At 48.5% G+C, this 847-nt stretch carries 1 protein-coding gene; it reads left to right on the top strand.

From position 1 onward, the window contains the following. The first annotated feature begins 25 nt into the window (after positions 1–25). A complete protein-coding gene (locus HCU62_RS12945) occupies positions 26–526 on the top strand; it encodes an RHS repeat-associated core domain-containing protein (protein ID WP_163300005.1) in 501 nt (166 codons plus the stop codon). Positions 527–847: the final 321 nt, after the last annotated feature.

Here is an 847-nt window from a genome sequence, read left to right as displayed (position 1 = left end):
CACGGACGCGGAGGGGAGGCAGGCGGTGCGGTACGACTACGCGGCCTTCGGCGCCCGCCGCCGGCACGGGGGCCGGGTGCGCCAGGCCCTGGTCTTTCCGGGGCAGTACCTGGACGAGGAGACGGGCCTCCACTACAATTGGCACAGATATTATGATCCGAGTACTGGAAGATATCTGAGTCCGGACCCGATTGGGTTGGCTGGTGGGTTGAATTTGTATGGGTATGTTGGCAATAATCCGATTAATTACGTAGACCCGACGGGACAATTTTTGGTCTCAGGAACCGTTCTTGTCGGTTATGTATACGGTCCGGCTATTGTAGCTGCTGGAACTGCTGCTGCATATCGACTTGGGCCATACTTGCCCGCAATTGGTGAATTTTTGGAAGGATTTGTTATGCCAGGTCCTCCGCCTCCAAGTCCTGCCGGATATGCTGGTTCCGCAACAAGATATGCAATAGATGAAGCGATTGACAGGGTTTCTGATTGGATCCAAGACGCACCAGTAGATAACTGCTCGAAATAATAGAAATAATGAATAAGTTCTTTTTCGCAATATTAGGTATTTCACTGATTATATTCGGGGCTGGAATTTGTTTTGATCCAGTTTTTTATGATAGTCGACATGGCGTGATAATCGACCTTACAGGATTCAATATCCCGATTGGCTTATTTACTATTTTGATGGGTAGCTTGCTGATTTGGTCAACTTTCAAGAAGAAAAAACCGGGCAATTCTTCATGATCTCAAGAAAGGAAGGTTCTGTTCTCTGGTGAACAAAAGGCGGTTGGGATTTGTTCCTTAATCGCCTTTTTCTTTTCAGGGGTGGAGGGCGGGCATGTAATCG

Origin of the sequence: Dissulfurirhabdus thermomarina (genome assembly GCF_012979235.1) — a bacterium.
GTDB classification, from domain to species: domain Bacteria; phylum Desulfobacterota; class Dissulfuribacteria; order Dissulfuribacterales; family Dissulfurirhabdaceae; genus Dissulfurirhabdus; species Dissulfurirhabdus thermomarina.
Note: the sequence above shows the minus strand (reverse complement) of the source record. Positions and strands in the feature narration are given on the sequence as shown.